This is a genomic window from Streptomyces pseudovenezuelae (assembly GCF_029892565.1).
GTDB classification, from domain to species: domain Bacteria; phylum Actinomycetota; class Actinomycetes; order Streptomycetales; family Streptomycetaceae; genus Streptomyces; species Streptomyces pseudovenezuelae_A.
The window spans coordinates 134840-159469 of sequence record NZ_JARXVH010000004.1 but is presented as its reverse complement, the minus strand read 5'-3'; the positions used below and the strand labels follow the sequence as shown (position 1 = coordinate 159469).

Genomic DNA, 24630 nt, shown 5'->3' with positions numbered 1-24630 from the left:
ATTTACGAACCGGACTTGCGCTTGTTCCACACATCGAAGCCGACCGCGGCCAGTAGGGCGAGCCCCTTGATGACCTGTTGCCAGTCGGTGCCGACGCTGAGGAGGTTCATGCCGTTGTTCAGCACACCGAGGACGAGACCACCGATGATCGCGCCGAGGACGGTACCCACACCGCCGCTCATGGACGCGCCACCGATGAACGCCGAGGCGATGGCCTCGAGTTCGAAGTTCAGGCCCGCCTTCGGCGAGGCCGCGTTCAGACGGGCGGCGACCACCAGACCCGCCAGGGCCGCGAGCACGCCCATGTTCAGGAAGACCAGGAAGGTGACCTTCTTGTCCTTCACGCCGGACAGCTTCGCCGCCGGCAGGTTGCCGCCGATGGCGTAGATGTGCCGCCCGAAGACCGCGTTGCGCATGACGTAGCCGTAGCCGACCACCAGCACCCCGAGCACGATCAGGATGATCGGCGCACCCTGGTAGCTGGCCAGCAGCATGGTGACCGCGAGGATCGCGGCGGCGATGGCGACGAGCTTCAGCAGGAAGGCGTTGCGCGGCAGCACCTCCAGCGAGAACTCCTGCTGGCGGCTCCGGTCCCGGACCTCCTGGAAGATCACGAAGGCCAGCAGCACGAAGCCCAGCAGCAGCGTGAGGTTGTGGTAGTTGGTGTCCGGGCCGACCGCCGGCAGGAAGCCGTTGCCGAGCTTCTGCAGACCGTCCGGGAACGGGCCGAGGGTCTGGCCCTGCAGGAAGATCTCCGTCAGACCGCGGAAGAGCAGCATGCCGGCGAGCGTGACGATGAACGACGGTATGCCGAGATACGCGATCAGGAAGCCCTGCACCGAGCCGGCCAGCGCGCCCACCACCAGGCACAGCACCAGCGCGACCGGCCAGGCCACCCCGTGCTGCACCGTGAGCACGGCCGCGAACGCGCCCACGAACGCGGTCAACGAGCCGACCGACAGGTCGATATGGCCCGCGATGATCACCAGCATCATGCCGATCGCGAGGATCAGGATGTAGCTGTTCTGCAGCACCAGGTTGGAGACGTTGCGCGGCAGCAGCAGGTCGCCGCCGGTCCACACCTGGAACAGCACCACGATCAGGCCGAGCGCGATCAGCATGCCGTACTGGCGCATGTTGCGGCGCAGGCCGCCCAGCATCAGCTGCAGCAGGCCGCTGCCGGAGGCGGACCCGCCGCTCTTGCCGGGCGGCGCGGCGGCCGGGACCTTGTCCGTCACATCGGTGCTCATCGGGTTACCTCTTTGTCCTTCGTCATCTGGCGCATCAGCACTTCCTGCGTGGCCTCGGCCCGCGGGACCTCGCCGGTCAGCCGTCCGGCGGCCATGGTGTAGATGCGGTCGCACATGCCGAGCAGCTCGGGCAGCTCGGAGGAGATGAAGACGACCGCCTTGCCCTCGGCGGCGAGTTGGTCGATGACCGTGTAGATCTCGTACTTGGCGCCCACGTCGATCCCGCGGGTCGGCTCGTCCAGGATCAGCACCTCGGGACCCGCGAAGATCCACTTGCTGAGGACGACCTTCTGCTGGTTGCCGCCGGACAGCCTGCCGACCGTCTCGAACACGGTCGGCGCCTTGATGTTCATCGACTTGCGGAAGCCCTCGGAGACCTGCCGCTCCTCGTGCTCGTCGACCACACCGCGCTTGGAGACCTTGTTCAGGGCGGTCAGCGAGATGTTCCGGTTGATGTTGTCGATGAGGTTGAGGCCGTAGTGCTTGCGGTCCTCGGTGACGTACGCGATGCCGTGCTGGACCGCTTCCGCGACCGTCTTCGTACGGATCTCCCGGCCGTCCTTGAGGACCGTGCCGCCCGCGTACCGGCCGTAGGTGCGCCCGAACACGCTCATCGCCAACTCGGTGCGCCCCGCGCCCATCAGGCCCGCGATGCCGACGATCTCCCCGCGCCGCACGTTGATCGACACGTCGTCGACCACCTTGCGCTGCTGGTCGATCGGGTGGTGCACGGTCCAGCCGCGGATCTCCAGGGCCGGAGCCGCGTCCACCTCGCCCTCGTACGGCGTGCGTTCGGGGAAGCGGTGGTCGAGGTCGCGGCCGACCATGCCGGAGATGATCCGGTCCTCGGTGGTCTCCGGCGCCTTCACGTCGAGGGTCTCGATGGACCGGCCGTCGCGCAGGATCGTCACCGAGTCGGCGACCCGCCGGATCTCGTTCAGCTTGTGCGAGATGATGATCGCGGTGATGCCCTGCTTCTTCAACTCCAGGATGAGATCCAGGAGTTTGCCGCTGTCCTCGTCGTTCAGAGCCGCCGTCGGCTCGTCCAGGATGAGCAGCTTCACCTTCTTCGACAGCGCCTTGGCGATCTCCACCAACTGCTGCTTGCCCACCCCGATGTCGGTGATCCGGGTCTCCGGGTGGTCGGTCAGACCGACCCGGCGCAGCAGCTCGGTGGCGTGCTTGAGCGTCTCGTTCCAGTTGATGAACCCGCCCGAGGCGTGTTCGTTGCCGAGGAAGATGTTCTCCGCGATCGACAGGAACGGCACGAGTGCCAGCTCCTGATGGATGATCACGATGCCGCGCTGCTCGCTGGCCCGGATGTCCTTGAACGAGCAGACCTCTCCCTCGAAGAGGATCTCGCCCTCGTACGTGCCGTGCGGATGGACGCCGGAGAGCACCTTCATCAAGGTGGACTTCCCGGCGCCGTTCTCACCGCAGATGGCATGGACCTCGCCCTGACGGACCGTCAACGTGACGTCCGACAGTGCTTTGACGCCGGGAAAGGTCTTGACGATCGAGCGCATTTCCAGGACGGGTCCCGCCATGGTCGTGCCCTTCCAATCCGTAGGAATGATCGATCCGTGCGAATGACCGCTACGGGACGGCTAGTTGAGCTCGCTCGCCTTGTAGTAGCCGGTGTCGACCAGTTCCTTGGTGTAGTTGCTCTTGTCGACGCTCACCGGCTGGAGCAGGTACGAGGGCACGACCTTGGTGCCGTTGTCGTACGTCTTGGTGTCGTTGACCTCGGGCTTCTTGCCTTTGAGGACGTCGTCGACCATGGTCGAGGCGACCTTGGCGAGCTGCCGGGTGTCCTTGTAGACGGTCTGCGTCTGCTCACCGGCGATGATCGACTTCACCGAGGCCAGTTCGGCGTCCTGGCCGGTGACGACCGGCAGCGGCTTGCTGGAGGAGCCGTAACCGTCGGACTTCAGCGCGGCGAGGATGCCGATCGAGATGCCGTCGTAGGGCGAGAGCACCGCGTCGACCCGGCCGCTCTTGTACGAGGAGGTCAGCACGTCCTCCATGCGGTGCTGGGCGGTGGTGCCGTCCCAGCGCAGGGTGGTGACCTGGGTGAGCTTGGTCTGGCCGGACTTGACGACGAGCTTCTTGCTGTCGATGTACGGCTGGAGCACGCTCATCGCGCCGTTGAAGAAGTACCTGGTGTTGTTGTCGTCGTTGGAGCCCGCGAACAGCTCGATGTTGAACGGACCCTTGCCGCTCGCCAGGCCCAGCTTCTCGACGATGTAATTGGCCTGGAGCTCACCGACCTTGGTGTTGTCGAAGGACGCGTAGTAGTCGACGTTCTTCGTGCCCAGGATCAGGCGGTCGTAGGAGATCACCGGGATCTTGGCGTCCGCGGCCTGCTGGAGCACGTTGTTGAGCGACTTGTTGTCGATCGCCGCGATGATCAGGCCCTTCACGCCCTGCGTGATCAGGTTCTCGATCTGGTTCACCTGCTGGTCGGGGTCGTCCTCGCCGTAGACCAGCGAGGTCTTGTAGCCCTTGGACTTCAGGTTCGCGACCACGTTCTTGCCGTCCGCGATCCAGCGCTCCGAGGACTTCGTGGGCATCGCGATACCGATGGTGCCGCCCTTGGAGTCTCCCGTGCTTGCCTTGCTGCCGCCGTCACTGTCCTGCCCGCAGGCGGTCAGGGTCAGGGCGAGGGAAGCGGCGCCGGCTATGAGGGTGAGAGCGCTTCTACGAGTGCGCATGGTGATCGTCCCTGTTCTTCTCGTCGTTGAGATGTGCTGGCCCTGGCAGGGGTGTGGGGGATGTCAGTTGGCCGGGAAGCGGTTGAGCGTCCCGGGGAGTCGGGAGCCGAGCGGCGCCATGTCCCCGCCGGCTCCGTGTCGTTCGAGGAGGTCGAGAGCGAGCCGACCCCGCCGCACCCTCTCCCGCGCGGTGTCCAAGGTGACGTCCCGCAGGTGGGTGCCCCACGGGTAGATCCCGGGAGCCCGGGACAGACCGAACTTGAGATACAGCGGTGCGCCGCGCCTGATCAGCTCGGCGACCTCGTACATCCGGATGTAGCCGCCGAGGTCGTCGGGGGCCTCGATGTACATGTCCATGGGAGCGGCCGACACCCGCCGGATCTCGGTGAGATGAGCGAGCGTCAGATCGCTGGGCACGTTGAGCGAGTCGGCGCCCAGGTGCTCGAAGACGGAGTACGACGCCGGGTTGACCGGCCCGATCAGCGCCGACACCTTCAGCGTGGTGTCGGCCGGGATGATCCCCGCGACCCGCGCCCGGTGCAGCGTCCACAGCACGCCCTCGTCGGCCACGAGCAGGCACTTGACGCCCAACTCCGTTGCCCGCACGGCGTCTTCGACGCACCCGGCGACCGCGTCGTGACCGCGGGCCCGCAGCCCGCCGCCGCGCGAGTCGGACCGCACCGAGCCGCCGATGTCCCACGTGCCGCGCGGGCCCGTGAACAGGCACAGCTCGATGTCGCGCGCGGCCGTCGCCTCGACCATCTCGGTGATCTCGGCGTCGGTCAGCATCCACACCCCGCTGCCCTGGCTGATCCGGTGGATCGGCACGTCGAGGCGGGAGGACTCCTTGAGGACGACGGCCAGCGCCTCGGGACCCTCGCACGAGGGGATCTCGGTGCGCCAGCGGCCACCGCCGGGGAAGGTGTGCGGCGAGGCGTCGGCGGGGTCGAGGGCGGGCGCACCCAGACCGAGCGCGGTGAGCACCTGCTCACCGGGCCGGCGGGCCGCCGGGGCGGAAACGTCGTTCACAAGCTGTCCTTCGCGTTCGATATTTCGGACGAGGTTCGCGGCTCTGGGTACGGAAAGGCTGGGTGTACGCCGGTACGGGGACCGTCAGGTCGCCCCCGTACCGGCGTACGTCTAAGGGCGAAGGAGCACCTTGCCGACCTTCGGATCGCCGGACCCGACCAGCTCGATGGCGTGCGGGAACTCGTCCAGCGGCAGCTCGTGCGTGACCAGCGGCAGCGGATCGAGCAGCCCCGCCCCGAAGACCCGTACCGTGTGCGCCCAGGCGTCCGGCGGAGCCCCGAAGACGGTGTGCACCTCCAGCTGCCGCACCACCAGCTCCGTCGGGTCCAGGCCCTCGGCGCCCGGCGCCGGGATGCCCGTGAGAACCAGCCGTCCGCCCCGCCGGAGCAGGCCGGCGGCGGTACGGGCCGCGTCCGCGGAGCCCGCGGTCTCGATCACCACGTCGAAGTCGTCTGGCAGCTCCTGGTCCTTGGTACGGAAGTCGGTGGCGCCGAAAGTTCTCGAAAGCTCCGCGCGGTCGGGTCGAGTCCCCACCACGAGCAGCTCCGCGGGCGAGCCCGCCTTCAGGAACTGGATCGCGAACATGCCGAGCGTGCCCGTGCCGACGACGGCGACGCGCTCACCTGGACGCGCGTTCGCCTTGAGCGCCGCCGCGGCGATACAGGCCGCGGGCTCCAGGAGCGCCGCGGCCGTCAAGTCGGCCCCGTCCGGCAGGACATGCAGCAGCCTGGCAGGCAGGGTCAGCGTCGGGGCCATCGCGCCCGGCTGGGTGAACCCGGTCTCCTCGTAGCCGGCCGTGCACAGCGTGGACTCGCCCGCGTGACAGCGGTCGCACACCTGGCAGTTGCGGAACCCCTCACCGACGACCTTGCGGCCCACGAGAGTTGACGGCACCCCGGCGCCGACCGCCGCCACCGTGCCGGACCACTCGTGCCCGGGCGTCAGCGGGTAACGGACGTACCCCTCGGGCCGGTTGCCCTGGTACACCTCGCGGTCGCTGCCGCAGATGCCGACCGCGTGGACATGGACGAGCGCCTCGCCGGGCTCCGGCCGCCGGGGCTCGTGCGGGGCCAGCCGGTGCTCGCCCGGCGCCACGATGACGACCGCGTCACTCACTTCTCGGTGCCCTTCGGCTTGCGCTGCTCCCAGCCCTCGGCCCACAGGTCGAACCGGGCCTGTTGCTGCGGGAATTCGGCTGCCGCGTCGGCATCGAACTCGACGCCGAGACCGGGCTTGTCGGAGAGGTGGAAGTAGCCGTCCACGACCTCCGGCGCGCCCTTGACGATCTTCTTGATCTCCGCGTCCGCGAAGTCGTTGAAGTGCTCCAGGATCTTGAAGTTGGGCGTGCTGAAGCCGACCTGGAGCGAGGCGGCGGTCAGGACGGGACCGCCCACGTTGTGCGGCGCGACGAGCACGTAGTGCGTCTCGGCCGTGGCGGCGAGCTTGCGGGTCTCCCAGATTCCACCGATATGGCCGACGTCCGGTTGGATGATGTCGACGGCCTGGCTCTCGAACAGCTCGCGGAACTCGATCCGGTCGTGGATGCGCTCACCCGTGGCGACCGGGATGTCGACCTTGGCGGCGACCTTCTCCAGCGCCTTGAGGTTCTCCGGCGGGCACGGCTCCTCCAGCCAGGCCGGCTTGAAGGGCGCCAGCTCGTGGGCGAGGCGGACGGCGGTGGCGGGGGAGAAGCGGCCGTGCATCTCCAGCATCAGCTCGGAGTCCGGGCCGATGGCGTCCCGTACGGCCTCGATCAGGGAGACGGCGTACAGGGTCTGCTCGTGGTCCAGCTCGAAGTGCCCGGTGCCGAAGGGGTCGATCTTCAGCGCCTTGTACCCGCGCTCGACCACGCCCTGCGCGGCCTTGTGGTACGCCTCGGGCGTCCGCTCGGTGGTGTACCAGCCGTTGGCGTACGCCTTGACCTTGTCGGTCACCTTGCCGCCGAGGAGCTGCCAGACGGGCACCCCGAGGGCCTTGCCCTTGATGTCCCAGCAGGCCATCTCGATGATCGCGATGCCGGACATCACGATCTCGCCGGCCCGGCCGTAGTCGCCGTACTTCATACGCCGTACGAGGTCTTCCACCGCGAACGGGTCGGAGCCCAGAATGTGATTGGCCTCCGCCTCCCGCAGATAGCCGATCAGCGCGTCGGTGTGCCCCAGCATCCGGGTCTCGCCGACTCCGGTGACCCCTTCGTCGGTGTGCACCTGGACGTAGGTCAGGTTGCGCCAGGGCGTCCCGACCACGTGTGTGCTGATTCCGGTGATGCGCACGGCAGTTGCCCCTCAGCTGTTCTGGATTCGCTGTTCGAGATTTCGTCACGCGTTCGAAATGCTGGCGTGACAGTAAGGATGGGGCATGAGAAGTGTCAATGGGTCGAACAGGTAACGGTTTCGACAAGCATTCGAGGGACCTTTCGGTCACCGGTGCCGTCTCCTACAGAACCTTCACAGACGCGCCTAGGAACGTGACCGTCCGGGAACTTAGTCTTCCCGCGTCATGGACTACTGCCTCCCGTGCCGTCGGCACCTCAACGGCGCCCTCGCCTGCCCGGGGTGCGGTGCACCCGTCGAAGAACTCCGCGCGCACGCGGGAGAGCCCGCGGGGCCCGAGCGCAACGACACGCGTCCGCAGGGGAGTTCGTACGGCGATGACGCGGAGGCGCGTGACGCGGCCGACGCCGATGACACCGACGAGGGGTACGACGACGAGGACGGCGACGACGACGCGCCCGTCGGCCGGGCCGCGCGGCGCGCGCAGGACCGGGGCCGCGGACGGCGCCGGGGTGCGGCCGCCGAAGGGCCCGGCGGCGGGGCGAGCCGCCGCGATCGCAAAGCCGCGGCACACCGACGACGCAGACGCCGCACCCTGCTGATAACCGCCGGCTTCGTCCTGGCCGCCGCCGGTCTGAGCCTGGCGGAACTCGGCGTCGACGCACCCTTCTCCAGCCCCAAGCCCGCCGCGGCCGGTGACGCCTCGGCGGACGGCGGATCGGCCGAGGAGGCCGGCCGGACGGCCAAACCGCTGGACGACGCGTCGGGCAAGGGCGACGGGTCCCGCTCGCCGTCGCCGGACGACTCCGCCTCACCCTCGGCCTCCGAGTCCAAGAAGGACGACGACAAGAAGGACGACGACGCGAACTCCCCGTCGCCCACGCCGACTTCACAGCCGGGCGTCACCACCTCGGCCCCCGCCGCGAGCGCACCGGCCTCGACGTCGACGCCCACCGCGGACCCGACGACCTCGGACCCGAGCCCGGACCCCTCGCCGTCGCAGACGTGCGACAAGTTCCTGTGGTGGTGCACGTAAGCCGGGAACTCGGCTTCGCCGTCTAGGCGTTCAGCATCCTCTGCAGCAAATCCCGCAAAGACAGGCGCTCTTCGTCCGACAGGCCCGCCAGTGGCGCGCGGGCGAAGCGCAGGCCCTCGCGCAGCTCCCGGGCGACTCGCAGCCCCTCGTCCGTCGCCGCCGCCAGCTTCACCCGGCGGTCCGCGGGGTCCGGCCGCCGCTCCACCAGACCGCGCGACTCCAGCCGGTCCACGATCCCCGTCACGTTCGACGGCTCGCACTTCAGCTTCCGCGCCAGCTTGCGCATCGGCAGCGGCTCCAGCGACAGCAGGCTCAGCAGCCGGGCCTGAGCTCCGGTCAGGGCGTGCTCGCCCGCCGCCTCCTCGTAGTCCTCGTAGAACCGGGCCACGACATCGCCGATCAGCTCGACGACCTCCACGGTCAGCGCGTCGAGCCGGGGCTTCTGTGGTGCGGGCATGGATGGTGTGGACATGCCTCCAGAGTACCCCGTTACTTGACAACATGAAATATTCAGAGGCATGGTTGTTTCAGTTACTGAAGCATTTGTGAAGCTGAAGCATTTCTGAAGTGGTAGTTGCGAAAGGTTCCGTCATGATCAACCGCGAATGGCACCTCCTCAGCCGTCCCGTCGGCTGGCCGAAGTCCGAGGACTTCGCCCTGGTCGAGGCGGAGATCCCGACGCCCCGCGAGGGCCAGGTGCTGGTGCGGAACGAGTACCTCTCCGTCGACCCGTACATGCGCGGCCGCATGAGCGCCGCGAAGTCGTACGTCGCCCCCTTCGAGCTGGGCAAGGTCATGCAGGGCGCCGCGGTCGGCGAGGTCGTCGAGTCCAACGCCGAGGGCATCGCCGTCGGCGACCACGTCCTGCACTTCCTCGGCTGGCGCGAGTACGCGGCCACGGACGCGAAGAACGTCGTCAAGGTCGACCCCGACGCCGCGCCCCTGTCGACGTACCTCGGCGTCCTCGGCATGACCGGCCTCACCGCCTACGCCGGCCTGCTGCGCACCGCCTCCTTCAAGGAGGGCGACTCCGTCTTCGTCTCCGGCGCCGCCGGTGCCGTCGGCAGCCAGGTCGGCCAGATCGCCAAGCTCAAGGGCGCCTCGCGGGTCATCGGCTCGGCCGGCTCCGACGAGAAGGTCAAGCTCCTGGTCGAGGAGTACGGCTTCGACGCCGCGTTCAACTACAAGAACGGGCCGGTCGGCGAGCAGCTGCGCGCCGCCGCGCCCGACGGCGTCGACGTCTACTTCGACAACGTCGGCGGCGACCACCTGGAGGCGGCCATCGGCTCGCTGAACCAGGGCGGCCGGATCGCGATCTGCGGCATGATCTCCGTCTACAACAGCACGGAGCCCGTCCCCGGCCCCAAGAACCTCGCCCGCCTGATCCAGACCCGCGGCCGCATCGAGGGCTTCCTGGTCGGCGACCACTACGACCTCCAGCCGGAGTTCGTGGCCGAGGTCGGACCGTGGGTCGCCTCCGGCGCGCTGAAGCACCGCGAGACCGTCGTCGAGGGCATCGAGAACAACCTGGAGGCGTTCCTCGGCCAGCTGCGCGGGGACAACACCGGAAAGATGATCGTCAAGCTGTAGGACGTTGAGCCTTCGAGGCTCTTGCATTCCCGGAGGCCGCATCCCTGGACGTGGGACGCGGCCTCCGCCTGCCGGCTGACGAGCCGCCGCTCACCCCGCCAGAGCAGCCGCGTGTACGGCCATGACCAGCCGGTTGTTCTCCGGTGCCGCCCCTCCCGGGAAGGCGAACCGGCGACGGGTGTAGCCGTAGGCCAGGCCGGAGCGGGGGTCGGCGAAGGCCTGCGAGCCGGCCGCTCCGCTGTGGCCGAAGGCACCGGCGCCCAGGAACGCGTGCCAGGTGTCCGCCGTGGCCTGGAAGCCCAGACCGTAGGACCTGTGGGTGCGGGTGACCAGGTCGTAGCCGACCGAGTGGATCTGGCCGACCTCGGCGATGGTGTCCGGCTTGAGCAGCGGGGGCCGCCCGTCCACCTCGCTGATCGTCGCCGCGTACATCCCGGCGAGCCCGCGCGCCGCGGCGACACCGCCCGCCGACGCCGGCCCCTTGGCACGTACGGCACGGGAGTTGACGTAGTCCACGAGGTCCACGGCGTCAGGCGCATGCTCGTTGAACGCGATCGAGGCCAGGGTGTGCGGCCCGGTCGGCACCGAGTCCAGCACCGCCTGCTCCGGCGCGGTGGGGATCATCGGCTGCGCGGGACGGAAGCGGGGTTCGAGGGCCGCGGGCAGACCCAGGTGGAAGTCCAGCTCGTACGGAACGCGTACGCGCTCCTCGTAGACCTCCCGCAGGGTGCGGCCCGTGGCGCGGCGGACTACCTCGCCGGTGAGGGCGCCGATGACCAGCGCGTGGTAGCCGAAGGCCGTCCCCGGGCGCCAGAACGGGCGCTGGTCGGCGAGGCGTTCGGCCATCTGCCGGTCGTCGGCCAGCTCGGCGGGGGTGAAGCCGGTGTCCGTACCGACGACACCCGCCCGGTGGGCGATCAGCTCGCGCAGCGTGAGGGCGCCCTTGCCCTCGGCCGCGAACTCCGGCCAGTAGTAGGTCACTTTGCGGTCCAGCTCCAGCGTGCCCTCCTGCACGAGGAGCGCCACCACCAGATGCGCGGCGCCCTTGGTGGACGAGTACACCCCGAACAACGCCTCCGGGCCGCCGTCACCCGCCCACAGGTCGACGACCCGCCGGCCGTGCACGTACGCGCACAACTGGCCCTCGTAGTCCGCCCGCTCCGTGGCCACGAACGCGGCGAACTCCTCGCGTACCGCCTCGTACCCGTCCGCGACGGTGCCGTGGATCTCCTGAGTCATCCGCTCTCCTCGATCTCAGCCGCTGCGCGCGTGCGCCATGGTGAACAACGCCCGTCCGACCTGCGGGAGTTCCCCCTGCGGGTGATCCCGGAAGAGGGGCTCCGTGCCGAAAGGGAGGACCTGTGGGCCGCCGGCGACGGACGCCTGTCCGGGGAAGGGGGTGGCTGTCGGGACGGCCAGGGCGGCGTGAGGGGCGTGTCTCACCGGGACGGTTCGCGTGATGCGCACGGGTACCTCCTCCTGGGCTTCCTGAGATCGGTACGGCGAGATGTACCTGTTCGACTCAACCGCGCGAGGAAGGAGTTCGCGGCATCGATGCCTGGATGGCGCATCCAGGTGGGTGCGATCGGGGCATGCTGAGAGCGGCGGCGCCCACCGGCGGCGGTGTGCGAGGCGAGGAGAGACCCCGTGGCAACGATCCCTTCGCTCCCCAGCAGGGACGACGTACTGCGCATGGCACGCAACACGACCGACATCACCGGCCAGCTCCTGGACACGGCCGGCAACATCACCAGGATCGCGATCAACACCTTTGATCCACGGGACGGTTCGGGCGCCGAGGCGTTGCGCGTCCTGCGCGAGACGACGGCGGAGCTGGCCGAGGCGAGCGCGTCCCCGCAGGCCCAGGAGGCCTTCTACCGAATGGTCGACACCCTGACGCGCCTCGGTACGTCGGGCGCGCCCTTGGCCGTACACCCGGTCAGCGAGCCGGCCCAGGCCCTCCTCGCGGCCCTGGGCGACAGCCTCCTCCCGGTGCTGGACGCGGTGGAGCCGGCGGTGGAGGAGTTCGCGACGGCCGTCGGAGACCTGATCGAGGCGACCTCTCCTCTGCTGCCCGCCGTGGCTGGGCTGATGGCGGGCGCGCTCCTCGCGGCGACCCCGGTGATCCGCTCCACGGCGGAGGTGTTGCGTGACGGGTCCCCTGAACTCCGCCGCATGGCCGACGCGTTGACGTCGACACTCGCTCCCCTGCTGCCCCTCCAGGTGGCCTTGGCGGAACGGGCGGCGACAGCGGGAGCGGGAGTGGCCCGCGCCGCCCTGTCCCCCCTGGCGGACCTCACGGAGGCGGCAGCGGCGACGACCCAGACCGTCCGACCGGTACTGATCGCGGGCGAGGAGCTGCTGGTATCGAGCCTGGAACAACTCCAGCCGCTTCTGCTTGCGGTGGCGTCGAGGGCGGGGCGGTTGGCTCGTTCGGCGGCGGTACGGGTGAGTGCGGCGGTGGCGCCGGCGGGGGAGCGGGGGGTTGTGGTGGCGGTGCCTGCTTGAGGGGGGCGCGGGAGACGCCGTACCTGGTGGCCGCGACCCCGCCCCGCTACCGTGACTGCCATGTCGAATGACCTGCCCGACCTGCCCGACCTGCGGGCGTCGCACGAGGACCGCGACCGGGTCGTGGACGTCCTGCGGATCGCCGCCGGCGACGGCCGACTCGACGCCGAGGAACTCGACATACGGCTGGAGAGCGCGCTGACGGCCCGAACACTGGGCGAGTTGGCGGAGCTGACGGCCGACCTCCCGGTCGCCCCGACAGCCAAGGCCAAAGACGTACTGGTGGTCGAGCAACACGGCGGCACATACATACGCGAGGGCCGCTGGTCGGTACCGGCCCGCATCGAACTCCGCACCCAACTGTGCCGAGTCACCTTCGACTTCACCCACGCGGCGATCACCGCGGACGTCCTGCGCATCGAAACGGACCTGGTCCACGGCAAGCTGTTCTTCGTCGGCGCGCGAGACATCGAGTTCAACACCGACGAACTCAACCTCACCTACTCCAAGGTCAAACTCCGCCCCAAGAAGTCGGCCGCCACTCCCCGCCTCCGCATCGAACTCGCCGGGAAGCTCCTGCACGCGAAGGTCATCCAGCGACGCTCGTGAGCAGGCGGCTCAAGACGGGAAGGACGCTTCGCAGGTCTTCGTCATCCACCGTTGCCGTTGCCGTTGCCGCTGCCCGCGCGTCCGCCGAGGCGTTGAACGCCACGCTCAACCCGACAGACGCGAAGAGCGGCAGGTCGGACCGGCTGTCTCCGACAGCTCCGCATGAGTGGGGGGCCAGCCCCAGCTCCTGGGCCCGCCCAAGGGCGAAGTCTCGTTTGTCGTGCTCGTCGAAGTGGTGGGCCACACGGCCGGTGAACCGGCGATCGGTGATCTCCAGCCGAGGTCCGCTGAACGAATGGAAGCCGAAGCGCTGGGCCAGGTAGCTGCCGACCGGGGACCAGGCCAAGGTGGCCAGCACAGGCACCAGCCGGTTCTGCCGGCACCAGGCCACACTCTCCGCGATACCCAGAACCAGAGGAAGCCCGTCGAGCCAGCCGGAGACCCGCTCCACGGACACGCCTGCCCAGCCCGCCGCATCCAGCTCGGACACCTGCCAATTGTCCAGAGCACCAGAGGCGTAGCCGTCCTCAGCCTCGGCCAACTCCTCCCGATGACCCAGGAAGCCGGCCAGGAACACCGACGAACTGGTCCCCGGGACGAGGGTGCCGTCGACATCGAAGAACACGGCGCCTACGTGACCAGATGAGTACACCGGCCAAGGATGCCACCGCCACGCTGGGCTGTTCTGCGATGGCGGCTACCTTTGGCGAGGGATCACATCGTGCCTGGGTGTCTTCGGACCGCCGCCCCCAACAGCCGCCCACACAGACACCGCCCCCCGACCCCGCACCCGCCCGCCGATAGGCTTCCCGCATGCGAGATCTAGGGGCCGGCTTCACGTACCTTCTGAAGGGCCATCACTGGGCGGCCCGACACGGCAAGCAGTACGGCTTCGGCCTGTTGCCGGGGCTCATCACGCTTGTCCTCTATCTCGCGGCGCTGACGGCGTTGGCCCTCTGGGGCGAGGACTTCGTCACCTGGGCCACGCCCTTCGCCGACGACTGGTCGAGCCCGTGGCTCGGTCTCTTCCGCGGGTTCCTGACCGCCGTACTGTTCGCGCTCGCCCTTCTCCTCTCCGTGCTCACCTTCACCGCGATGACTCTCCTGATAGGCCAGCCCTTCTACGAGAACCTCTCCGAGAAGGTCGACCGGGACCTCTCCCCGGACGGGACCGCGCCCGAGTCGGGGCTGCCGCTCTGGCGGGAGTTGTGGATCTCGGCCCGTGACAGCCTGCGGATCCTCGTGCGTGCCGCGGTCTGGGGTGTTCTGCTCTTCGGCCTCGGCTTTCTCCCCTTCGTCGGACAGACGGCGATCCCGGTGATCGGGTTCTTCGTCACCGGGTTCTTCCTCACCGAGGAACTCGCCGCCGTAGCGCTCCAGCGACGAGGCGTCGACCTGCGCGCCCGACTCGCCCTCCTGCGTTCTCGCAAGACCCTGGTCTGGGGCTTCGGCACCCCGCTGGCCGTGGCCTTCCTGGTTCCGTTCGTCGCGGTCTTCCTGATGCCGGGCGCGGTCGCGGGCGCGACGATGATGGCCCGCGACCTGCTGGACGAGGACACCGGCGCGGGCCCGCCCGAGAACGAACCCGACACCGAAGGCAAGCGGCTCTGGCCCTGAACCTCGCGCCCAGTGCAACAGCCTTGCCCTGGACGTCGGTTACTCCCCGAACGTCACATCCGCCGCCACCGTCACGATCGCCCGCACCTGATCGATGATGTCCAACCGGTTCTGCACGAACGTCGGATCGGTCACCGTCCCCGTCGCCGGATCCGTGTTGCCCGTCCCGAACTGCAGCACCGGCGTGTGGACATGCCCACCCGGCAGCGTGTCGTGCAGACCGAGCCGGTCGCGCAGCAACGTCGCCCGGTACGCGATCTCGTTGGAGAGGTAGTCCCCACCGCCCCCGGCCCGCGCCGTCGACCCCGCCGTCGGTCCGTCCGCTCGTACGACCGGAGTTGTCCCGCCCGCCGGGATCTCGGTGACCTCCGTGTGGTCGTACACCGGGAAGCGCCCCGTGTCGGCGGCCACGATCGCGGTGTACGGCAGGGTCGTGGTCGTCCACTGCGGCTGCGAGGCCGGGTCGGTCACCGGGACGGTCTCCGTCCGGCTGACGTTGTCGTTGTCCGGGAAGCCGCCCCGCCAGGCCCCGTTGGTCCGCTCGACGTCGATCCGGCCGACCCGCCCCTGGCTCACGGTCGTGAACAGGTCCACCTGCTTCAGATACGGCCGCAGCGTCCGCTCCACCGTTCCGTCCGCGAAGTCCTGCCAACGTACCGGGAACACGACGGTCTCGATCCGCGCAGGCCCCTCCGCCGTCCTGATCACCGTGCCGTCGAGCGCGAGCGCGGTGGCCCCGGACGGATTGGAGATCCGGATGTCCCGGTCCAGCGTGAACGGGTCGAAGCCGGTCACGAGGATCCGCTTGACGCCCTTCCCGTGCGAGGAGTTGACGCCCTTCCCTTGCTGGGACCTGTGCGGGTAACGGACGTCCTCCTGCCCCCGCGACGTCCGCTCCAACGCGTCGATCAGCGAGGCACGTCGGGCCTCGCTCAGCGCGAACTCCGGCTCCCAGGTGCGTACTTCCTTCGTCAGCCCGAGCCGCGCCCAGTACAGCGGCCGGTCGTCGTCCCGGCTCAGATCCCCGCCCGCCGGCCCGCGCCCCTGCGCCCGGTCCACGGCCCGCCGCCACAGCGCAGACCCCTCGCGTACGGCGATCCGCCGGGCCTCGGCATAGGAGCGGGCCCGGTCGAGCGCCCGGGCGAACTCCGGTGCCACGTCGTCGAATCCGGACCGTTGGAGGATCTCCTGCGGTACGGCCTTGTCGAGCCGTTGCTCCTCGACGGTGGGTGAGGGGACCGTCTCGGCGGCGGTCGCCGTCGTGGGGGAGGCCAGCCCGGCCATCAGGGCCAGGCCGAGTACACCGATCCGAACACGTAGAGAAGGCAAGGCAGTTCGGTCCTTCCGTCGCCGTGGGGTGCGTGGTACTGGACGGCCGCAGTATCGCCCGACGGAAGTGGTCTACGCCATGGGGCCGGTGAGGCAGTCGGTTCAGGTGGGCATCATCAGCAGCACGAGGACGAGCAACGGCACCGTCTGGAACACCGCCGCCCCGCGCAGCCGTGCCACCCACAGCGCGACCCCGACGGCAGCCACCACCCCGGCGGCCACGCCCAGTTCGGTCAGCGGCGGCTCGTAGGGCTGTTCGTCCCAGTTCGCCGCCCACCCGGTCATCCCGGCCGCCAGCCACCCGTATCCGACGACAAGGAAGTTGAGGGGCAGGAGCGCGAGCGCGGCCACGAAGTTCCTCATGCGGACCATCGTCGCGATGGAGGAGGGGGAGCGCCTGAGTAGCCGTACCCATGGGAGTGCCCAAGGCTGTCCCTGCCTCCCTGCCTCCCTGCCTCCCTGCCTGCGGGCTGGGATGATCGATGTGTGACCAGTGAACTGCGCGATAAGTACGTCTTGTTCGACGTCGACGGCACCCTGATCGACGCGGTGAGCAACCAGCGCCGGGTCTGGGGAACCTGGGCCGAGCGGTACGGACTTGATGCGGGGGACGTCTACCGGGTGGCCCTGCGGACGCGGCCCATGGAGACGTTCGCGCGGGTTGCCCCGGACCGCGATCCGCGCGAGTGCCTGGCCACGTTGCACGAGCTGGAGGACGAGGACGTACGAACCGGCGTCTATGCGGCCTTCGACGGCGCGTCGGAGCTGCTGCACGGTCTTCCGGCCGGGGCATGGGCGCTGGTGACCTCGAACTACGAGCACCGGGTGCGCGGCCGTTTTCTGCGGACGGGTCTGCCGGTACCGGGCGTGATCGTGGACGCGGTGGCGGTGGAGGAGGGCAAGCCCTCTCCGGTTCCGTATCTGCGGGCCGCCGCACGACTGGGTGCCGAGCCGGAAGAGTGCCTGGTCATCGAGGATGCTCCCTCCGGAGTGCAGGCCGGGCTGCGTGCCGGAATGACGGTGTGGGGAGTGAACGCGGCTGTCGCGGTGGAGGGCGTGCATCGCCACTTCGTCAGTCTGCGCGAGGCGGTCCCTCACATCCTGGCCCTCGTGTCCGGGGATCACGGGGATGCCGCCGCCTGAGCCTGTCCGCCGGCACCGGGGAGTTGGAAAACCCCTGTTCGCCCGGCGGCTCAGCTTCTTCTGGCGCTGATCGTCTGCGTGGTCGCCGCCGGGGCCGTCAGGACTCCCGCGGAGATCGCGAGCAGGACGGCGGTGGAGCCGAGGAGAGCCGTGGAGTCGGACGCGTTCTGGAGATCGGCGAGCAGCACGTTGACCGGGGAGGACGGGGTGCGCAGCGACGCGTCCCGGCCGCCCGCCAGGGCCGGTTGGTCCAGCAGCCGGCCCGCCCGGGTCCGGGCCGCCGCGCCGGACAGACCCCGGATGCGCCCCGTGTGTGTGAGGTAGGAGAGCGCGGAGATCCGCTCGTGGGCGGTGAAGCGGTCCCGTACGGAGCCGATGTGCCGCGGCCGGCCCGCCACCTGCCCGGACGTGGGCCGGGACAGTCCCACGAGGATCCTCAACAGGGTCGACTTCCCGGAGCCGTTGTCGCCCACGACCGCGAGGACATCGCCGCCCGAGACCTTCATGTCCACGTCCTGGAGGATCCAACGCCCCCGGCCGTAGCGCTTGCTGACGGACTCGCAACGTAACAAGTCGACTCCTCGGTGCGATCTGCCCGCTTTACGCTACGACACTCACCGATCCTGCTGCCGCTCCCGCTGTCGCCAGCTCCCGGGCGGCTCCCCGTGATGGCGTCGGAAGGCGGCCGCGAACGCGTACGGCGAGCCGTAGCCGACGGCGTGGGAGATGGCGCTCATGCCGAGTTCGCCGGTGCGCAGGTGGTCGCGGGCGAGGGCCATTCGCCAGTCGGTCAGGTACTGCATGGGGGTCTGACCCAGGGCGTCGCGGAAGGTGCGGGCGAAGGCGGCTCTGGACAGGCCGCTGAGGGCGGCGAGTTCGGGGATGGACCAGGGGTGGGCGGCGTTCTCGTGCATGGCTTGGAGCGCGGCGTTCAGCCGGGGGTCCGTGGACGCCCGGTACCAGCGAGGCGCGGTCGGGCTGCGGCGGAAGTCGTTGCGGATGGCGAACACGAGGAGGACGTCGAGGAGTCGGTCCAGCACGGTGGGTCCGCCCGGCTCGCCCGGCGCCGGGGTGGCCAACTCGTGGGACAGCAGCGCGATTACGTCCCTCAGCGGATCGCCGACCGCCGCCGACAGGGTCAGTGTCTGCGGCAGCGCCTCCAGCAGCCCGTTGCCGATGTCGCCCGAGAACCGATAGGCGCCGCAGAGGAAGACGGTCGCCCGCGGGTTATCGGAACTCCCGTCACCGGCATGCCGCGCCCGGAAGTCCTCGGGTTCCAGGCAGTCGGCGCCCGGCTCGTGCGCGATGAAGTGATCGGGGCCGCCACGGACGAGCGTCACCTCGCCCGGCACGAGCTCCATCGCGCTGCCGGGGTCGTCGTGGAGCCACAACCACCCCCTGCCCCGCACGACCGTGTGCACGGACAGCTGGATCGAACCGGCCAGCCGCAGCCCCCACGGCGGCTCGGCCACCGTCCGGGCGAAGACGGCACCGGAGGCGCGGGCCCGCGCAAGGTGATCGTGCAGTATGTCCACCCGGTCAGTATCAGCCAGACGGCCGCAGTGGGCATCAATCCAAGCGTCTGACGTAAAGAAGTGAGCGATTCGCACATTGATTCACTCGGAGCACCACCTCACGATTGACGCATGAATGCCCCATCACAGACCGCCGTACTCGTCCTCGGCGGCACCGGGCGGACCGGCTCACTCGTCGCGACGAAGCTCGCCGAGCGGGGGCTCGCCACCCGCACCGCCGCGCGCCACGGCGCCGACGTGCCGTTCGACTGGGACGACCCGACCACCCACACCGCCGCCCTCACCGGCACCGACCGCCTCTACCTCGTCACGCCCGTACTGCGCGTCTCCTACGCCGACCAGGTGGCCGCCTTCCTCGACCTCGCGGAAGCGGCGGGCGTGCGACACGTGACGTACCTCAGCACCTACGGCGGCGACCAGGCGCCAACCGAGGTCGACATCAAGGCAGTTGAGGACGGCCTCGCCGCGCGAGGAGCCCTCACGCACTCCATCCTCCGCCCCGCATGGGTGATGCAGAACTTCAGCGACGCCCATCTGCCGGTCATCGACGGCGTGATCACGGTACCGACCGGCGGTGGCACGGAGGCCTTCGTGGACGCGGCCGACATCGCCGCCGTCGCGGTCGAGACGCTGCTCGCCCCCGAGGCCCACGCCGGTGCGCAGTACGCGCCCACCGGACCGCAGGCCCTCACGGTCGGCCAAGTCGCCGACACCATCGCCGCGTTGACCAGCCGGCCCGTCCGGCACCAGGACCTCGACCCCGAGGTATGGATCGGCGGCGCGGTCGCGGCCGGCCTCGTCCCCGCCGACTACGCGGTGATGCTCCGCTGGCTGACCGGCGGCATCATCTCCGGCAACGGCTCCACACCCAACGACGACATCGAGAAGGTAACCGGCCAACTGCCCAGCACCTTCCACGACTTCGCGCGGCGCAACGTCCGCGCCTGGACCGCTCCGGTGGTGGGGTGACCATGTCCACGGAAGACATCAACAACGTCAACGGCATCGACAACATCGACGACTTCGCCGCGCTGGGCCCCTTCTTCCGCATCGTCCAGGAGGGGTTGGCGGACCTCGTCGACGGCGACCACTTCTTCGGCCTTCTCGCCGAGGACGTGGTCTTCGAGTACGTGATCTCCGTACCCGGATACCCGCGCCAGGTCCACGGCCGCCACGCAGTCGCCGACCTCTACCGCGGCTACGGCGACGTCATGGTCCTGCACAGCGCCGACGAACTCGCCGTCCACCGGGACCCCGAGACGTCCGTGGTCGTCCTCGAGTACGCGGTGCACGGACGGGCCGTCCACACCGGCCGCGCCTACGACAACCACTTCGTCTCCGTGATCACCGTCAAGGACCGCGGAGTGACCCACTGGCGGGACTACTTGGACCCCGTCGCCGTCTTCCGAGCCGTCGGCTGGCCGCCACCGGACGCGTAAGTCTCAACCCCGCGCACCCGCCCCGCCCCCTCCCGCAACACCCCCACGAACGCCTCGACCGCAGACGCCGGCGTCCGCCCCCGCGCCGTCGCCGCGTACACCGCCCGCGCCGGCGCTCCCTCGTCGAGCACCCGCAACAGTGCGATGTCCGGGCGTACGGACCCGGCGGCGAGCGCCGGCACCAGGGCCACGCCGAGGTCGGCCGCGACGTACCCCTGCTTGGCGGTCCATTCGGCGACGACGTGCGCCACGCGCGGCCGGAAGCCCTGGCGCAGGGCCGCGTCCAGAAGGGTGCCCTCGGGGCGGGGGCTGCCCGAGATCCAGTCGGCGTCGGCGAACCGGCCGAGCCGGACCGGAGACGCGGAGCCCGCCAGGGGGTGGCCGGCGGGGACGGCGACGTACAGGGACTCGTCGAGGAGGTGGTGGAGTTCGTACGGTTCCAGTGGGGCGCCGGCCGTCGTCGAGACGACCGCCAGGTCGAGGTGGCCGGTGGTCAGCCGGTCCAGGAGCCGGGGTGTCAGGCCCTCCTCGCGGGAGAGGCGGACCCCGGGATGCCGGGTGCGGAACGCGGCCAGGGCGTGCGGCACCAGCGCCGCGTCGGCCGTCGGGAACGCCCCGAACCGCAGCCGCCCGCCCGCCACTTCGCGCAGGTCCGTCAACTCGCGGGCGACGCCGTACAGGATCTCTGCGACGGACTCCGCGTGCGGGACGAGGACCCGGCCCGCCTCCGTGAGCCGTACCCCGCGCGGCAACCGGTCGAAGAGCGGTCCACCGCCCAACGCCCCTTCCAGCGCGGAGATTTGCCGCGACACGGCCGACTGCGTCCACCCGAGCGTTCGCGCGGCCACGGTGAACGAACCGTGCCGGGCGACCTCCAGGAACACGCGCAGCCAAGTCGTCGAGACATCGGGTACGTCCGCAGCCGCCCGCGACCCCGCGTGATGCTGATTCGGCATGGCACCCATGCTAGACATTCGCTTGTCGCATCACACGGCCGCCCCTAGCGTCGAGGGCATGCGTATCACCCTGGACAACCCGCCCACCGCGCCCCAGCCCGCGAGCCCCTACTACTCCCAGGTCGCCCGCGTCGAACACCCCGACGGCAGCGCCCTGTTGTTCGTCTCCGGGCAGATCGCCGAGGGTGACACGCTCGCCGAGCAGACGCGCGGGATCTTCGAGGCGCTGGACGCGCTGCTCCGGGCCCACGGGGCGACCCTGGACCACGTCATCAACATCCGCTCGTACCTGACCGACATCGACAAGCTGCCCGAATACGGTTCTGTACGACGGGAGTTCCTCACCGGGACCCCGCCGACGAGCATGACCTTCGAGGCCTCGCGACTGTTCCGCCCCGAGGCGCAGATCGAGATCGAGGTCGTTGCCGCGGTGCCCGCGCCGGAGTGATGACCAACAGCCCGGACCTCCAGCTCAGGCTTCCTCACCCAGCAGCGCGAGAAAGTCCCGGAACGCCCCCGGCATGTCCACCGACTCCGGGTCCAGGAGCCACTGGTACTGGAGCCCGTCCATCACCGCGACCAACAGTGGCGCGCCCCGCTCGGGAGTGAGGCCGCTCGGCAGACGGTCGCCGTACTCGGCGCGCAGCACGTCCGCCATGTTCGCCCGCACTCGCGTGTACCGCTCGGTGAAGTACTCCCGCGCCGGATGTCCCTCCGTCACGCTCTCGCCGAGCAGTGCCGAGAAGGTCTGGATGATCGCCGGGCGCATGGCGTTGTACTCGACGAGGGCGGCGAGCAGATCCACCCGCCACTGGGTGTCCGGCACCGCGTCCCACCGGTCCCGTTCCTTCAGGACGGCCACCAGCAGCGCCTCCTTCGTCGGGAAGTGGTGCAGCAGCCCCTGCTGGGTCAGCCCGACCCGCTCGGCCACCGCCGCGAGGCTCGCCCCCCGGTAGCCGCGCTCGGCGATCACCTCAAGGGCGGCCCGGACGATCTCCGCCCGCCGCTCCTCGCTCCTGGCCCTCATGCCGTCACGGTACGGCACACGGCCGCGAAAAGTAACTGCGAGGTAACGAAACCTACCGCTCTACAGGTAATCGAGGCAGGATGGGGGGACCGTAGGCACTCAATGAGGAGGCACTCCCATGGGGGGAACGGAATCCGCCGTCGAGGTCGCGCTCGGCAAGCTGGACCTGGACGCCAAGGCCCGGCTGCTGGCCGGCCAGGACACCTGGTCCCTGCCCGCGCTGCCGGAGATCGGACTGAAGTCCCTCGTCATGTCCGACGGCCCGATCGGCGTCCGGGGCGTGCGCTGGACCGCCGACGATCCCTCCGTCGCCCTGCCCTCTCCGACCGCCCTCGCGGCCACCTGGGACCCGGAGTTGGCCCACCGCGCCGGTGTGCTGCTCGCCCAGGAGGCCCGCCGCAAGGGCGTCCACGTGCTGCTCGCCCCGACGGTCAACCTGCACCGGTCCCCGCTCGGCGGACGGCACTTCGAGGCGTACAGCGAGGACCCCTACCTGACGGGGCGGATCGGCGCCGGGTACGTGAGCGGCGTACAGGCGGGCGGTGTCGGCACCACCGTCAAGCACTTCGTCGCCAACGACGCCGAGACCGACCGCTTCACCGTCGACAACCTGGTCTCCCAACGCGCCCTGCGCGAGCTGTACTTGGCGCCCTTCGAGCACATCGTCGAGAACGCCCACCCGTGGGGCATCATGACCGCGTACAACACGGTCAACGGCACGACGATGACCGAGCACCGGTATCTGGTGAACGAAGTCCTGCGCGGTGAATGGGACTTCGACGGCTACAACGTCTCCGACTGGAGCGCCGCCCGCGACACGGTCGCCGCCGTCGAGGGCGGTCTGGACGTCGCCATGCCGGGCCCGCGGACCGTGTACGGCGAGGCCCTCGCCAAGGCCGTCCGGGACGGTGAGGTCGAGGAGGCCACCGTCGACGAGGCCGTGCGCCGCGTCCTGCGGCTCGCCGCCCGCGTCGGCATCCTGGAGGGCGCCGAACCCGCCGTCACCGCACCGCCCGAGCCCGTCGACGGCGAGGAGCTGGCCCGCGAGATCGCCCGCCGCGCCTTCGTCCTCGTCCGCAACGAGCGGGGCGCGCTCCCGCTGCGGGCGAATCGCACGGTCGCCCTCATCGGCGCCGCCGCCCGCGACGCCCGCGTCCTCGGCGGCGGCTCCGCCACGGTCTTCCCGGCCCATGTCGTCTCCCCGCTCGACGGCCTCACCGCCGCCCTCCCCGACGGCACCCTCACGTACACCGTCGGCGCCGACCCCGCCACCGAACTCGCCGTCGCCGACCAGGGGTTCGAGCTGCGCGCGGTCTGCCGTGACGCGGCGGGCGAGGTCATCGGCACCCGTTCCGTGCCCAACGGGCATATCCAGTGGATGGGTTCGGACCTCCCCGACGGCGTCACCCACGAGATCCTCCACACCGTCGAGCTGACCGGCACCTTCACCCCGCGCGACAGCGGCCCGCACACCTTCGGCATCAAGGGCATGGGCCGCTTCACCCTCTCCGTCGCCGGCACCACGTACTACGACGACGTCCAGCTCCCCACCGACGACAGCGACCCCTTCGAGGCCATGTTCGGCGCCCCGGTGCCCCGCGCCCAGGCCGAACTCGTCGCCGGTGAGCCGGTCGAGGTCTCCCTCACCCATGTCTTCGCGCTCCCCGAGGGCGTCCCCTTCAAGGTCGTCACCTTCGCCCTCGCCCACCAGGAGCCGCAGCGCGACGCCGACGAACTGATCGCCGAGGCCGTCGAGTCGGCCCGCGCGGCCGACACCGCCGTCGTCGTGGTCGCCACCACCGAGCGCGTCGAGTCGGAGGGCTTCGACCGCAAGGACCTCCAACTGCCCGGCCGCCAGGACGACCTGGTCCGCGCCGTCGCCGCCGCCAACCCGAACACCGTCGTGATCGTCAACTCCGGCTCCCCGGTCGAACTGCCCTGGCGCGACGACGTGTCCGCCGTGCTGCTCAGCTGGTTCCCCGGCCAGGAAGGCGGCGCGGCCCTCGCGGACGTCCTCACCGGCGCGCACGAGCCGGGCGGCCGGCTGCCCACCACCTGGGGCGCCCTGGCCGACGCCCCGGTCACCCAGGTGACCCCCGTCGACGGCGAACTCCCGTACACCGAGGGCGTCTTCATCGGCTACCGCGCCTGGGAGAAGACGGGCCGCACCCCCTCGTACCCCTTCGGCCACGGCCTCGGCTACACCGACTGGACGTATGAGTCCGTCGACGTGAACGGCGCGACCGCCACCATCCGCGTCCGCAACTCCGGCGCGCGCCCCGGCCGCGAGATCGTCCAGCTCTACCTCGCCCCGGCGCAGCCCACCACCGACCGCCCCGGCCGCTGGCTGGCCGGATTCGCGAGCGTCGAGGCCGGACCCGGCGAGACCACCGACGCCGTCATCGAACTCCCGCGCCGCGCCTTCGAGATCTGGGACGAGGCGACCAACGGGTGGTCGTTTGTGAAGGGTTCGTACGAGATCCAGGTCGGCCGCTCGATCACCGACCGCAGGATCACCGCGACGATTAACGTCTGACCCGGGACGAACTTCCCCACGAGCTGCCCCGGTCCGGGA

General features: G+C 70.0%; 26 protein-coding genes. 10 read left to right on the top strand and 16 right to left on the bottom strand.

The window, feature by feature from the left end; all coding sequences use genetic code 11:
* Positions 1-2: 2 nt before the first annotated feature.
* From mmsB to M2283_RS13570, 6 genes are all read right to left on the bottom strand, one after another.
* A complete protein-coding gene (gene mmsB, locus M2283_RS13595; protein WP_280876434.1) occupies positions 3-1250 on the bottom strand; it encodes a multiple monosaccharide ABC transporter permease in 1248 nt (415 codons plus the stop codon).
* Positions 1247-2797, bottom strand: a complete 1551-nt coding sequence (mmsA, locus tag M2283_RS13590; protein ID WP_280876433.1) for a multiple monosaccharide ABC transporter ATP-binding protein — start codon at positions 2795-2797, stop codon at positions 1247-1249. The genes mmsB and mmsA overlap by 4 nt, the downstream gene beginning before the upstream one ends.
* Positions 2798-2857: 60 nt before the next feature.
* Entirely contained in the window at positions 2858-3964 is a 1107-nt protein-coding gene (gene chvE / locus M2283_RS13585) for a multiple monosaccharide ABC transporter substrate-binding protein (RefSeq protein ID WP_280876432.1), read from the bottom strand.
* 63 nt (positions 3965-4027) lie between these two features.
* The gene (locus M2283_RS13580) at positions 4028-4993 is read right to left on the bottom strand and encodes a hypothetical protein (protein WP_280876431.1); all 966 of its coding nucleotides are present in this window, start codon (positions 4991-4993) and stop codon (positions 4028-4030) included.
* A gap of 111 nt (positions 4994-5104) precedes the next feature.
* Complete coding sequence (locus M2283_RS13575) at positions 5105-6109, bottom strand: zinc-dependent alcohol dehydrogenase (RefSeq protein WP_280876430.1); 1005 nt, start codon at positions 6107-6109, stop codon at positions 5105-5107.
* Positions 6106-7266, bottom strand: coding sequence for a mandelate racemase/muconate lactonizing enzyme family protein (locus M2283_RS13570; protein WP_280876429.1), 1161 nt, complete (start codon positions 7264-7266; stop codon positions 6106-6108). Before M2283_RS13570 ends, M2283_RS13575 begins: the two co-directional genes overlap by 4 nt.
* A 226-nt stretch (positions 7267-7492) precedes the next feature.
* On the opposite strand from M2283_RS13570, the gene M2283_RS13565 reads away from it, so the two are divergent.
* Positions 7493-8302, top strand: a complete 810-nt coding sequence (locus M2283_RS13565; RefSeq protein ID WP_280876428.1) for an SCO2400 family protein — start codon at positions 7493-7495, stop codon at positions 8300-8302.
* A 22-nt stretch (positions 8303-8324) separates the two neighbouring features.
* On the opposite strand, the gene M2283_RS13560 is transcribed toward M2283_RS13565, so the two are convergent.
* Positions 8325-8759 carry a MarR family winged helix-turn-helix transcriptional regulator gene (locus M2283_RS13560; protein WP_280876959.1) on the bottom strand — a complete coding sequence of 145 codons (435 nt, stop codon included), beginning with the start codon at positions 8757-8759 and terminating at the stop codon, positions 8325-8327.
* Between the two features lie 134 nt (positions 8760-8893).
* Between M2283_RS13560 and M2283_RS13555 the strand changes: the two genes are divergently transcribed.
* Positions 8894-9892 carry an NADP-dependent oxidoreductase gene (locus tag M2283_RS13555; protein ID WP_280876427.1) on the top strand — a complete coding sequence of 333 codons (999 nt, stop codon included), beginning with the start codon at positions 8894-8896 and terminating at the stop codon, positions 9890-9892.
* 90 nt (positions 9893-9982) lie between these two features.
* On the opposite strand, the gene M2283_RS13550 is transcribed toward M2283_RS13555, so the two are convergent.
* Both M2283_RS13550 and M2283_RS13545 read right to left on the bottom strand, forming a co-directional pair.
* On the bottom strand, positions 9983-11131 hold the full coding sequence (locus tag M2283_RS13550) for a serine hydrolase domain-containing protein (protein WP_280876426.1): 1149 nt from the start codon (positions 11129-11131) through the stop codon (positions 9983-9985).
* A gap of 15 nt (positions 11132-11146) precedes the next feature.
* Positions 11147-11359, bottom strand: coding sequence for a hypothetical protein (locus M2283_RS13545; RefSeq protein WP_280876425.1), 213 nt, complete (start codon positions 11357-11359; stop codon positions 11147-11149).
* Positions 11360-11539: 180 nt separating this feature from the next.
* On the opposite strand from M2283_RS13545, the gene M2283_RS13540 reads away from it, so the two are divergent.
* Positions 11540-12400 (top strand): hypothetical protein, encoded by an 861-nt coding sequence (locus tag M2283_RS13540; RefSeq protein ID WP_280876424.1) that lies wholly within the window; start codon positions 11540-11542, stop codon positions 12398-12400.
* Positions 12401-12460: 60 nt separating this feature from the next.
* Entirely contained in the window at positions 12461-13009 is a 549-nt protein-coding gene (locus tag M2283_RS13535) for a DUF1707 SHOCT-like domain-containing protein (RefSeq protein ID WP_280876423.1), read from the top strand.
* Here the strand turns inward: M2283_RS13535 and M2283_RS13530 are convergent.
* Complete coding sequence (locus M2283_RS13530; protein WP_280876422.1) at positions 12990-13634, bottom strand: HAD family hydrolase; 645 nt, start codon at positions 13632-13634, stop codon at positions 12990-12992. The two genes, M2283_RS13535 and M2283_RS13530, sit on opposite strands and share 20 nt — an antisense overlap.
* Positions 13635-13822: 188 nt before the next feature.
* Between M2283_RS13530 and M2283_RS13525 the strand changes: the two genes are divergently transcribed.
* Positions 13823-14626 carry an EI24 domain-containing protein gene (locus M2283_RS13525; protein ID WP_280876421.1) on the top strand — a complete coding sequence of 268 codons (804 nt, stop codon included), beginning with the start codon at positions 13823-13825 and terminating at the stop codon, positions 14624-14626.
* 39 nt (positions 14627-14665) lie between these two features.
* On the opposite strand, the gene M2283_RS13520 is transcribed toward M2283_RS13525, so the two are convergent.
* Together M2283_RS13520 and M2283_RS13515 are read right to left on the bottom strand one after the other, a co-directional pair.
* Positions 14666-15955, bottom strand: a complete 1290-nt coding sequence (locus M2283_RS13520) for a pyroglutamyl peptidase (protein WP_280876420.1) — start codon at positions 15953-15955, stop codon at positions 14666-14668.
* Between the two features lie 102 nt (positions 15956-16057).
* On the bottom strand, positions 16058-16318 hold the full coding sequence (locus M2283_RS13515; RefSeq protein WP_280876419.1) for a hypothetical protein: 261 nt from the start codon (positions 16316-16318) through the stop codon (positions 16058-16060).
* 123 nt (positions 16319-16441) lie between these two features.
* Between M2283_RS13515 and M2283_RS13510 the strand changes: the two genes are divergently transcribed.
* A complete protein-coding gene (locus tag M2283_RS13510) occupies positions 16442-17098 on the top strand; it encodes an HAD family hydrolase (RefSeq protein ID WP_280876418.1) in 657 nt (218 codons plus the stop codon).
* Positions 17099-17148: 50 nt separating this feature from the next.
* Here the strand turns inward: M2283_RS13510 and M2283_RS13505 are convergent, their stop codons facing one another.
* Positions 17149-17670 carry an ATP-binding cassette domain-containing protein gene (locus tag M2283_RS13505; protein WP_280876417.1) on the bottom strand — a complete coding sequence of 174 codons (522 nt, stop codon included), beginning with the start codon at positions 17668-17670 and terminating at the stop codon, positions 17149-17151.
* Between the two features lie 42 nt (positions 17671-17712).
* Positions 17713-18633 (bottom strand): AraC family transcriptional regulator, encoded by a 921-nt coding sequence (locus M2283_RS13500; protein ID WP_280876416.1) that lies wholly within the window; start codon positions 18631-18633, stop codon positions 17713-17715.
* A gap of 111 nt (positions 18634-18744) precedes the next feature.
* Here M2283_RS13500 and M2283_RS13495 point away from each other — a divergent pair, with 111 nt between their 5' ends.
* Both M2283_RS13495 and M2283_RS13490 read left to right on the top strand, forming a co-directional pair.
* Entirely contained in the window at positions 18745-19602 is an 858-nt protein-coding gene (locus M2283_RS13495) for an NmrA family NAD(P)-binding protein (RefSeq protein ID WP_280876415.1), read from the top strand.
* 2 nt (positions 19603-19604) lie between these two features.
* Positions 19605-20072, top strand: coding sequence for a nuclear transport factor 2 family protein (locus tag M2283_RS13490; protein ID WP_280876414.1), 468 nt, complete (start codon positions 19605-19607; stop codon positions 20070-20072).
* Here M2283_RS13490 and M2283_RS13485 read toward each other — a convergent pair.
* Entirely contained in the window at positions 20015-21037 is a 1023-nt protein-coding gene (locus tag M2283_RS13485) for a LysR family transcriptional regulator (protein WP_432423070.1), read from the bottom strand. The two genes, M2283_RS13490 and M2283_RS13485, sit on opposite strands and share 58 nt — an antisense overlap.
* A gap of 49 nt (positions 21038-21086) precedes the next feature.
* Here M2283_RS13485 and M2283_RS13480 point away from each other — a divergent pair, with 49 nt between their 5' ends.
* Positions 21087-21476, top strand: coding sequence for a RidA family protein (locus tag M2283_RS13480; RefSeq protein WP_280876412.1), 390 nt, complete (start codon positions 21087-21089; stop codon positions 21474-21476).
* 24 nt (positions 21477-21500) lie between these two features.
* Here the strand turns inward: M2283_RS13480 and M2283_RS13475 are convergent, their stop codons facing one another.
* Positions 21501-22073: a TetR/AcrR family transcriptional regulator gene (locus tag M2283_RS13475; RefSeq protein WP_432423069.1), complete on the bottom strand. Its 573-nt coding sequence runs from the start codon at positions 22071-22073 to the stop codon at positions 21501-21503.
* Between the two features lie 100 nt (positions 22074-22173).
* On the opposite strand from M2283_RS13475, the gene M2283_RS13470 reads away from it, so the two are divergent.
* A complete protein-coding gene (locus M2283_RS13470; RefSeq protein WP_280876410.1) occupies positions 22174-24591 on the top strand; it encodes a beta-glucosidase in 2418 nt (805 codons plus the stop codon).
* Positions 24592-24630: the final 39 nt, after the last annotated feature.